Annotated in this window: 7 protein-coding genes; 2 read left to right on the top strand and 5 right to left on the bottom strand. The window is 56.5% G+C overall.

Features of this window, described 5'->3' with window-relative positions:
• The first annotated feature begins 88 nt into the window (after positions 1-88).
• The gene (locus BLW02_RS09460; protein WP_244273660.1) at positions 89-520 is read left to right on the top strand and encodes a GNAT family N-acetyltransferase; all 432 of its coding nucleotides are present in this window, start codon (positions 89-91) and stop codon (positions 518-520) included.
• A gap of 93 nt (positions 521-613) precedes the next feature.
• Here the strand turns inward: BLW02_RS09460 and BLW02_RS09455 are convergent, their stop codons facing one another.
• The 4 genes from BLW02_RS09455 to BLW02_RS09440 form a co-directional block, all read right to left on the bottom strand.
• Positions 614-1,825, bottom strand: a complete 1,212-nt coding sequence (locus BLW02_RS09455) for a polysaccharide pyruvyl transferase family protein (protein ID WP_092698045.1) — start codon at positions 1,823-1,825, stop codon at positions 614-616.
• A gap of 60 nt (positions 1,826-1,885) precedes the next feature.
• Positions 1,886-3,043, bottom strand: a complete 1,158-nt coding sequence (locus tag BLW02_RS09450) for a glycoside hydrolase family 88 protein (protein ID WP_092698044.1) — start codon at positions 3,041-3,043, stop codon at positions 1,886-1,888.
• Positions 3,040-4,035, bottom strand: coding sequence for a glycosyltransferase family 2 protein (locus BLW02_RS09445; RefSeq protein WP_092698056.1), 996 nt, complete (start codon positions 4,033-4,035; stop codon positions 3,040-3,042). Before BLW02_RS09445 ends, BLW02_RS09450 begins: the two co-directional genes overlap by 4 nt.
• A gap of 120 nt (positions 4,036-4,155) precedes the next feature.
• Positions 4,156-5,607, bottom strand: a complete 1,452-nt coding sequence (locus tag BLW02_RS09440; RefSeq protein ID WP_244273658.1) for an oligosaccharide flippase family protein — start codon at positions 5,605-5,607, stop codon at positions 4,156-4,158.
• Between the two features lie 471 nt (positions 5,608-6,078).
• Between BLW02_RS09440 and BLW02_RS09435 the strand changes: the two genes are divergently transcribed.
• Positions 6,079-7,605 (top strand): hypothetical protein, encoded by a 1,527-nt coding sequence (locus BLW02_RS09435; RefSeq protein ID WP_139285345.1) that lies wholly within the window; start codon positions 6,079-6,081, stop codon positions 7,603-7,605.
• A 172-nt stretch (positions 7,606-7,777) separates the two neighbouring features.
• Here BLW02_RS09435 and BLW02_RS09430 read toward each other — a convergent pair whose 3' ends face one another.
• Positions 7,778-9,604, bottom strand: coding sequence for a hypothetical protein (locus tag BLW02_RS09430; protein ID WP_244273657.1), 1,827 nt, complete (start codon positions 9,602-9,604; stop codon positions 7,778-7,780).
• Between the last annotated feature and the right edge of the window lie 799 nt (positions 9,605-10,403).

Raw genomic sequence — 10,403 nt, 5'->3', positions numbered from 1 at the left:
CGGGCGGTCACGTTACCGAAACGGCGCTGAGAACATCGCTCTGACCACCGGTCACGATGCGCCGAAATGACCGGTCACATTCGCCGAAATACGCAACCAGTACGCCCGCACCGGCAAGGAAGGGGCCGCGCTCTACCAGGCCGACCACCAGGCCTTTCTGAAGGCGCTGGCCTCAGGCCAGAGCGACGGTTTCTCGGCACCCCTGAGTGTGCTGTACTGCGGCGACGTACTCATCGCCGCCCACCTGGGGCTGTTGGGGGGCGGGCGGCTGCACTACTGGTTCCCGGTGTACGAGCCCGGGCACGCCAAGTACTCGCCCGGCAAGGTGCTGCTGGCCGAGATCATGAAGCGCAGCGAACAGCTGGGCATTCAAGTGATCGACTTCGGCGAAGGCCATGCCGATTACAAAGAGGCCGCGGCTAGCGAGACACACGAGCTGGCCAAGGTCGTGATGGCGTGGGGCGCGCGAGGTGCTGCGTCCATGCTGCCGCTGCGGTGGGAATGGCGCTTCTCTGGATGAAACTCCCGAGAGCCGGCGTTTGATGCAAGCTATCTGGCTCAAGCTGCGTGTGCGGCCTGCATCCTGCGCGACACTCCCAGCTTGAACTCGAACTCAATGCACTCTCGCGATGGCAGGAGTCTCCATAGAGACTGCATTTGAGATTGCCTCTCTATACCCAGTCTCAAGCTGCTTGATCTTTTTATCAAGCTTCTGCCTTTGGGTGGGCAGGTTGTTGATGATCTTGTCAATCAGACTATGGAGATTCGAATAGTCCAGCGACTGGTTGTAAACGCAGAACTCTTCTCTTTCCAAAAGCTTGAAAAATCCAAAGTGCTTGGCGTCGTATGCCAGGGCGATCGTTGGAATGCGCTGCGAGCTTGCCATGATGCACGAATGCAGCATGCCGCCGATGTGCAAATCCAGATCATGGTAGTGCCTCAAGAGTGTTTGAGTGTCGCCTTCCCTCAATGTGACATCAAGGCCATAGTCCCGCATCACCTCATAAACCAGCCTTTCGGAATCGTAATGAAGGAAGTACTCGAACCTGGCCTTTTTTGATTTCTGAATTTTTCTCAAAAATTCTACGAAGGACTTGATGTTGTCTCGAATCCATTCTGTTGGCTCTGTGCCGTGAAATGGAATGCTTAGGCCAATCCTAGGGCCTGAGTCAGGTTTTTTGTCATTGTGCTCACTGCCTTGTTCGGATAGAAACAGTGCAGGGTCCCCAATGATCGAGGTGGGGTGGTTGCCCAGTTGCTGAATGAATTTTTGTGACTGCTCATCCCTGACGGTAATGGACGAGCATAGCTGAAAAATTTTTTCCAGAACATCGCGAGAATCTGGTGCCAAATGGGTTGCTTTCGATCGGTCCCAGTCGAGTAGCACATTTACTCCGATTCCGATAAGGGCAACGCGGCATTGATACTTTGCAAAAGCGTGATAATCGGAGAAAATCCGAGCATGCAGGTTGCCAGTCTTGTCGGGGTGGATGTAACCGCTCCCCGCCACGATCACAGTGTCCAGATCGGTCAGGCCAACTTCAGACAGCTCGCCCCAGTTTGCACGAACGGCAGGCAGAGTGCATCCAATTTTTTTCAGAGTTTCTTGAACTGAATCTGCAATTGCAAGATCGCCTCTGTTGTAAGTCCATCGCCTCTCATAGTTCTTGTAATCAATTCTTTGGTGGAAATTTAGTTTTATCGCAAATCGGTCGATGGCGCGATGAATCAGTTGTTTAATTTTATCCAGTGCTCTTGGGCTGTCGGATGGCGGACGTGAAACGGCGCCGTAAATAATAATCCGAGAGGGTGAGACGTTTTTCATCTGAGCGTCGCAGTACGATAAATTGAGTTCAATCGAATCGATTTGTTTGAGAGAGGGGTTCTAGATGTGCGATGAGTTTTGTTGTAACCATCGATTCGATTGCGCTAGGGCCGCTGTGCCAAAACCCTGGGCCCAAGGGTAATTCCCATGTGCATGGGAGTAGCTGCCAAGTGCTGGAGCTTCGCCTGTTGCATGTTGAATCAATCCGTTTTTCCCAATGGATTTTAGAAGCGCCAGCCTTGCTGATTGTATTGAATTTTTTAGTGATTTGAGTTGAATTTGGTCCAGGTCTTCAGTGCTTTTGTTCTCGGAGGTCAGGGCGAGTAAAATCATGCCTGTTGCTGAGGAGTCGGGTCTGGATTTGATTAGGGTAAATTCGCTCCAGTGTCCGTCTGTGCGTTGGATTTTTATCAGTGTTTGTAAAATTCGGAGCTTCCAGTCGGACATCTGATTTGCGAAATCTGTATCCGGCCTCATGCACTTTTGGGCGGCAGCCATTGCCAGCATATACCATCCGACGCCTCGGCCCCAGCCTAGGTTACCCAGTTTTTTGGGGCCGCCGGCATAATAGCCATGGAATGGCAATCCGGTTTCTGAGTCCATATTGTTTCCCCAGTAAATTTGCAATTGTTCTCTTAGAATCTCGCCTGCTTCATCGATGCCAAGCGACTTGGCGCAGGCTCCCAAAAATGGACAGATCATGCCAAGGGTATCAACGAGAATTTCGTCTCTGGTTGGTAGATAAAGGAAGGCTCCATTCGGAGCTCGCTTCATCTCTTTAACCTGATTTAGGGCATTTATCGTTGCATTTAGGTAGCGCTCGTCCCCAGTCAGCTCCCATAGTCTCACAACATGGGTGCACATCAAAAATTTGAACGCGGTATTCAGGGGGTACTTCCATGCCCCTGTACTATCCAGTTGCTTGTCGATAGCCCTTTTTAGAATTTCCAGTTGTTCAGCCTTCTCTGTCGTGTCAATTAAGAGTGGCCAGAGAGACGCAGCGAGATACCAGTTCTCATGAGGCGGAGCAATAGATAATATGTAGGTTAGTCGCCATTTGATGGAGTCTAGAATGGTTTCTTTGATTGATGTAATTGTTGCTTTTTTGTCATAAGGGTTGTCGGCTGCCGAGTCCGCAATTTTGCGAAGCCTCTCATGAGTGATTTGGGAGTCATCGCTTTGGTTTTTATTTTGGAATCCGGGGAGGCGGGTGTTCATTTTTTGTGCTGTTTATTTTGCTGAGCAGGCTGTTGTTGATCTTTGTGCCCGGTTAATGTTTTGACAACGATTAAGGAGTAGCATAGAACTGCATAGATTAAGCTCCTTGTCTTTTTGTGGCCATGTGACAGAGATTGGATGAAGCTCTTTTGGGCTACAAACTTGTTCCCGCCCCAATAGTGGGAATATCCATGCATGAAGTTTGCCTCTCCTAAGCGTCGATTGAGTTCGGATGAGGTGATCTCATCTCCTGCGCGTGAATTAATATTCCATCGAAGCGTCGCAACTTTTATTAGATTGGCTAGATGATTCTCATCTGATAGTTTGTGCATCGCACTTGCACCGTGAATTCGGTAGAGTGCGATGGATCCGTTCAGTGAGTGCATTTCTGCTATGCGAGATGATTTGAGCCAAAAATCGTAATCTTCGCCTTGGCGCATCGATTCGTTGAAGCCCCCAATAGCTTGATGCACAGTTCGGCGAATGACTGCCGTGTTCATTCCCACCAATAGCCCCTTGAGCAATCTTGCATAGAGCCAACCAGAGCGCTCAGCATCCGACTCGGTGAGATCACTGACATTTATCGTCAACGAACTGGCCGGCGCAAACCCGCCACCAGGCAAAGCATGCCAGCGGATGAACTTGCCAAACACCACCCCCACATCGGGGTGCGCATCAAAGTAGCGCACCTGCGCCTCCAGCTTGCCGGGGAACCACACGTCATCGGCATCGAGAAAGGCAATGAATTCCCCGCGCGATTGCGCCATGCCCACGTTGCGAGCCCGCGAGACGCCGGTTCCCGTGAGGTGGATCACGCGCACCCGTTCGTCTTGCAGTGCGTACCGGTCGTAGTCGTCGTCGGTGGAGCCGTCGTCAATGAGCAGCAGTTCCAGGTCGGTGAACGACTGCTGCAGCACGCTGTCTAGGGCTTCCTGTATGTAGTCCTTGCCGTTGCGCACGGGGATGACGACGGAGACTCGGGGCTGGTTCATGGTGTTGGAGTGGTGGTGCACCATCTTGTCAGGCGATGCACAAGTTTGTGTGACCGATCAACAGCCCGGCTCTGCTGCTGAAGTTTGTGGGCCGTAATACGTGTTCATCAGACCGAGAGCTCACGTGTTGCCTCGCGCGCGCTGCAGCACCGCGTGTTGCAGCCGCTTCAATTCGTCTGCCATCGGGAGAGCCAGCAGGAAGCAGCCGGCCAGGAAGGAAACCAAGGCGCCCGCACCCACGGTCGCGATGGCCGCCCAAGCCGGCGTGTTCACGGGCAATGCCTCGCGGATGCCGAAGCACACCGCACCCACCAGCGCAGTCTGCACCAGCAGCGGTAGGGTGCTTTTGGCCCAATCGGTCCACGGCAGGCTCAGGTGACGCTGGTGAATCCACAACTGATAAGGCAGGCTCAGCAGTTGGCCCAAAGCCATGGCCAGCGCAAAGGTGTTGAGTGTGCCATCCATCAGCCACAGCGCACACGCGACCTTGGCCACCACCAGCAAGGCAGTGGGGCCAATAGCGGCATAGGGCTTGCCCACACCTGTGAGTGCTGGCGCGCTCAGCGTGAACAGGCTGCTCACTGCGTAGGCAAGGCACAGCCAGGGGATGGCGGGCACGGCGTCCAGCCAGGCCTTGCCGTACAGGAAGCTCACGATGTCATGTGCTAGCACCGCAATGGCGGCCAAGGCGGGCAGCATCAGGGCATTGATTAGAGAGGTGGCCCGCAAGTACTCATGTGCCACAGGCCCATTGGCGTGGTGAACCCTGGCCATGTAGGGCAGGGCGAAGTAGTTCACGGTGGGCAGCAGGGCCGTGCTCACCATGTTCACCGTGGAGTTGGCGCGGCTGAACAGGCCTACATCGGCTGGCGTCATCTTACGGCCCAGCAGAATGTCAGGCAGGGCGCTATCCGCAGCTTTGAGCAGGGCGGTAAGCAGACTACCTACTCCAAAGTGCACGATCCCTTTACTCTGATCAAAGGCCGGCAGCCAGGGCAGCGGCCTGCCCAGGGCCCACCGGGCCATGGCGCCGGTGGCGATGATGTTGATCAGGTTGGCCCAGGCCATAGTCATGGGGCCGAATCCTTTGAGCGCGAGCACTACAGAGGCGATGAAGAAGACGACGGTGCTGGCTGCTGTCACCCGAGCCGACTTTTCCACTGCCATCTCGCGCGACAGGAGAGCCATCGGAATGGCCCCGAACGGAATGAACACGAAACCGATGGCGAGCACCTGAACCACTGGCTCAACCCGCCCCTCGCGGAAAAATTCGGCCCAGTAAGGAGCGCTCAAGTACATCGCCCCTGCCACGCTCCATGAGGTGGCCAGCAAAACCCCAAGCGCGTTGCGCAGGCTGCCGTGGGTGAGTTCCTTTTCGCGCTTGATGAAAGCTGTAACGCCAAAGTCTCGGAACACGTGGGCCACCGCCATGAGTACCGCGCTCATGGAAAAGATACCAATGTCCTGCGGGCTGAGCAGGCGGGCCAGCACGATGGTCAGCACAAAGTTGGCCACCAGAGCCAAGTTGCTGACGAGAAACTGCAGGGCGACTTTTTGGCGGACCGAGGACACGAATGAGATTCCATAGTTGGGAACACATCCCGTCGTGCGACTGACGCGGAGAGGACCTTCGCCTGTGCGCCACCTGCTCGGACGGGATGGGCACGGCAGATGCTACAGGCTTAGGTCTGAGGTATGCGTGTTTTCACACTTTTTAGAATAGTCCACCATCAAATTTTGCACAATTTGATAATTTCATATCTACTTTTATCTGTTGGAGGTTTCGGCAGCGGGGGGCAGAAGCTCCTGATCCAACGGCCGTCCCAGCGGTGAACCCGTCCGGTGCGCTCTGCCACGGCTCAGCTGGGGAGGATGTGCCGTCGTGTACTCGCCTCTCGTTCTTGCGGCCACCGATGTGAATGCGATCGCGCTCTTTAAAGTGAATTGAGAGAGTGATGTCTGGGTCTCTGTTAATCCGTTTACGGCAACCGTGATTTTTAACGTGTTGATAGGGAGATATAGGTGGGGAGTAGAAGATTTTTTGTGATCTGGTTGGCCTTGTTGGTAATGGCAAGTTTTCCCGTGTTGTCGGTTCTGCAGCCACCGCTGGCGGATTACCCAAACCATTTGGCCCGTGTCTATATCTGGATGTCATCTGCTTCGGCGCAGGCTGTTCCACATGTGCAGCCTGTTTGGGCACTTCAACCCAATATGGCGTTCGAGTTGATCGTGGGTCCTTTGTCTCAAATCGTGTCGTTAGAGAATGCAGGGCGCACTTTTGTTGTATTGACCATTGCATCTTTGACGCTTGGTCCTGCCATTCTGGGGCGCGTACTTTGGGGACGGTACACGCTCTGGAGCTTTCTGCCGTTTCTTTTTGTTTATAACCGGCTCTTTTTCTGGGGGTTCCTTGGCTATCTATTTTCCTTGGGCATGGGTTTCGTCCTCAGTTCCTTCTGGTTGAAAAAGGTCGACCAGGGGCAAAGAATCTCTTGGTATGCGATGGCCTGTGCGCTGGCCACGTTGATGCTGGGCTTGCACCTTTACGCGTTTGCGGTTTTCTGCATCGTGATCACCGTGCTCACATTTCGCACGGTTGATAGTTTGCTCTTGCTGTCCAAGCAGTGGATTCTCGAATGCGCCTACCGCCTCAGCCCAGTATTGGTCGCGCTGGGTGTTTTTGCGTTGGGGGCGCCAGTGTTTGAGAGCAACCACTCGGTGGCCTGGGGGCCTTGGATGAGCAAGGTCTCGGCTGTTGTGGGGCTTCTGGTCGGGCCCAATGTCCGTACCGATCTGCTGTTGGCAGTGGTGACTGTGTTAATGCTGGTCGGGGCGTTCTGGCTTCGCCTGTGTCGTCTGTCTGGCGACAGGTACCTGTTGCTGGGCTTGGCGATCTTGCTGTTGCTGCACTTGGTGATGCCCACCCAGTTGTTCTCCAGCTATGGTGCTGATCAACGCCTGCCGATTGCCATCGCCCTGTTTGTCTCCGTGTTGGTTCTTCCGGGCGAGCGCGGCGCCGGGCGATGGCAGCCGTGGGGCTTGGTCGGGCTGCTTCTGTTGGTGGCCGTGCGCGTGCTGCTGGTGCGCCAGGATTGGTTGGGTTATGAGCCCATTCACAAGGAATTGATGCGCTCGTACCAGGAGCTGCCAAGGCAATCGTCTGTCGTGGCGGTGGTGGGCACCAGCAGCCCGCTCGGGCTGCCACGTATTCCACTGACGGAGCACGCTGGGTACGCCGTTATCTCCCGTGGCGTTTTCTGGCCCGGTCTTTTTGCCTACCCCATTCACGGAGCACAGACCATTGCCTTCCAGGACAGGTCACTCGTGTCGCCCAGCATCGCGCAACTGCAGAAAATCCCCCTGGCCGATCTTGATGACGTGGTCGCCGGTCGGCGCGATTACCCCGATTTCGACCTTCGGCACATCTCGCCTTGTTACCGATTCATCGTAGTCATGCGCGAGGACGGCCGGGCCGGGAATCTGCCCACCCACAGTGTCTTGGGCGATCTTCGTTTCCGGGGTGTCTATTCGGCGATCTACGAGAGGTCAACGCACGAGCCTTGTGACTAGACCACCCCGTGGCGGATCGGGGTTTCGGCCTGCGCCAGGTGCGTCGGCCTGAGGTTCGGCCTTGCGCCACTTGGGCGGGGGATGGCAAGAAACAATTCAGCCGCCCAGGCCTTGCGGCCGAGTGCGGCTGAAAGCAGGGGTGGCCATTGCCACCCCCAGGGCTTACGCTTGGTTAACGGGGCACGATCGCGAAGGTCGGATCGGTGGCGAAGTCTTGATCCATCGCCTGAGTCAAGCTGCGCCACTTCGTGTAGGTGGCGGAGGCGTTGGTTACCCCGGCGTTGGCAGCCGATGCCATCATGGCTCGCGCACCGGCCGCGTAACCCCCTGCCCAATTGGGGTATCCGTCGATGGTCGTCACCGAGCTGCACACTTCGCCTGGATAGTTCGCTTGGTAAAGATCGCGCCAAGTGGTGTAGGGCGCGCTCTGCGCGTTGACGATCGTCCAGTAGTAGCCCGCAGCACGTGCGGTGCAGAACCCGTCCGCTTCACTGTTGAAGCGTCCGATGTTGAACTTGCTTGCCCAGTCGAGCACCAGCTTGGCATTCGGCTCGGCGTTTTCTGCCAGTTGGGCGAAAACCATTCCGAAGAAGTCGCTTTGCCATGGCCCAACAAGATGGGGCTCATCGGGCTTGGGCAGCGCGTTCAGCGGATAAAGCGAGGCGGCGCTGGGGTTCAGCGGGTATTGCTTGGCGTACCAATCAAGGTTGATGCCCAAGCGTCCGCTGAAGTAGCTTTTACGTGGGTGGTTATCGGGCAGAGACCGGACCGTTTCGCCCAGGGCGCGCATGGCCCAGGCTTGACCACGAATCTGGTTGTCTTTGGCCAGACCTTGTCCGCCCCCGCGGTAAGTCGGGTTGGGTACGGCGGCGTTCCAGGCCGTCCAAAACATCATCTCGTCCAAGTAGAAGGCGTCGCCCGTGATGAGATAGGGCACATAGGCAAAGGAGGCCTGGTGTGCGATGTCCGGGGTCCAGATAGTCGTGCCGTTGACCACAGTGGGCAGGACCGGAGTCGACCACTCAGGTGTGATAGATACGTTTGGATAGCGGTCGAGGTCAAGCGGGTAGCCTGTGTCTTCGTCGCGGTAGTGCACCGGCACAGACGCGGCCGAGTCTGCGACGGACATCATGGTTTCGCGTGCCCGATCGTCTTGACTGACCAGATAGTTGGCAGTCCATCTGGGGTAGGGGCCGATGTCGCTACGGCTCCCTGTCATTGGGAAGTACTTCTCAAGCAGACCATTGCCCATGGGGCCCAGTGCGGCTTGATCGGTGCGGGCCTGGGTCAGCGTCGCATAGTCCTTGGCCAAGGTGGTTTCGGCAATCTTGACGTTCAAGTCGTAATTCCACACCGCCTTACTCGCCATGAAGTAAGGCATGTTGTGGCGCACCCGTGCCTGCGGCTCGGCCAAGGCGCCCGTCCACAGCACCTTGTGCCAGCGGGCGTGGTGGTAGTGGGTGAACTTGGGCTGGGTGTAGATCGTGCTGCCGTTGCGCTTCACGGCAAACGAATAGGTGATGTTGCCGGGGTTGGCCGTCCAGGTGCGGGTGTTTTCCATCACCACGTCGGTTCGGATCCGCTGGCCGTTGTCCACCAGGCGAGTGTGCAGGCGGGCCGTCAGGTGCGGGTGCTGGGTGCCGCTGGCTTTGTCTTTGAACGGCAGAGCCACGGTGTATTCGCTGGCCACGGCGCCAGCCAGGCGGCGGCCCGTGTTGCTGGCAATCTGGTTCACCAGCTGGGTCTGGGGCTGCGCGATGAGGGTGGCGGTGACGTTGCCGTTGGCATCAAACACCTGGGCTTCGAGTTCCAGGTTCCAGTCAGGGGATGCGGGCACGTTGGGAGTGCTGCTGGTCTTGGCGCCTGGAAAGATATTGATGATGCGTGCTTCGCCCGGCTGGACGTTGCTCAACTGCGCGCTGAGCACGGCAAAACGGGCGGAGCCGTCGCGGTGCGAAGAGATCTCGTCGGCCTGCAGGGGGATGGTAGCGCCGCCCACCTGGGCAACAAGCCCTTGCGTGGTGTGCAGCCAATCGCCCGCCTTGAACGGTTGACCAAAGGTAACTGGCAGGCTGGCCTGCGCCTGTGAACTGGTGGATGCTACCTCGATACAGGTGATTGCACCGGCTGCGCAGCTAAATGGGGCCGTGGCAATCGGGGCTGTAGTGGTAGTGGTACTTGTACTTGTACTTGTACTTGTACTTGTACTTGTACTCGTGTCGGTTGTTGTGGTTTTGTCTTGGCCCGGAGGGGTGGTGCGCTGTCGCTGGAGCTCAATTGCGGTGTCGGTCGCGGGCATTTGCGCAGACTGCATTTCGAGTGCTGCGCTGTCGCCACCGCCACCGCAGGCTGACAAGGTGGCTAATAGAAGCAGGCCTGTAAGCCTGTTGCGACAATTGTTTCTTATTGTGTCTTTCTGGAAAAGTGGAGTGCTCATGTATTTCGGGCCATTCGATGGAGGGGGTTGCTGATATGTGCTGGCAAACGGCTTGCGCCGCTGCCGGGGAGGGCCATGAAACCAGGCCCTCCCTAAGCGCATAGGGGGCGAAATCTGCGCAACAAGCGTTTGCTTGCCGGTATGGACTACGGGCGCAGACCGTGCGGGTCTGCGACCGATAAGGAATTGTCGGAGAGGGGGGGGCGAAAGAGGAAACTGGATGTCACAGCTTGCAGCCAGGTTTGGTGGCGGTGTGGATTGGTCTGTTGGCCGGCTCGGATAGTCCGCAGATTCGCTCCAGTCATGCTTAAAAATTGAGCAAAACCCATAGCGAAAAACCTAGATTGAGTGTGCGATCGCC

The sequence above is a fragment of the Acidovorax soli genome (assembly GCF_900107605.1).
In the GTDB taxonomy this organism is placed as follows: Bacteria; Pseudomonadota; Gammaproteobacteria; order Burkholderiales; family Burkholderiaceae_C; genus Acidovorax; species Acidovorax soli.
The sequence above is the reverse complement of the archived record's forward strand: the minus strand, read 5'-3'. Positions and strand labels throughout refer to the sequence as shown.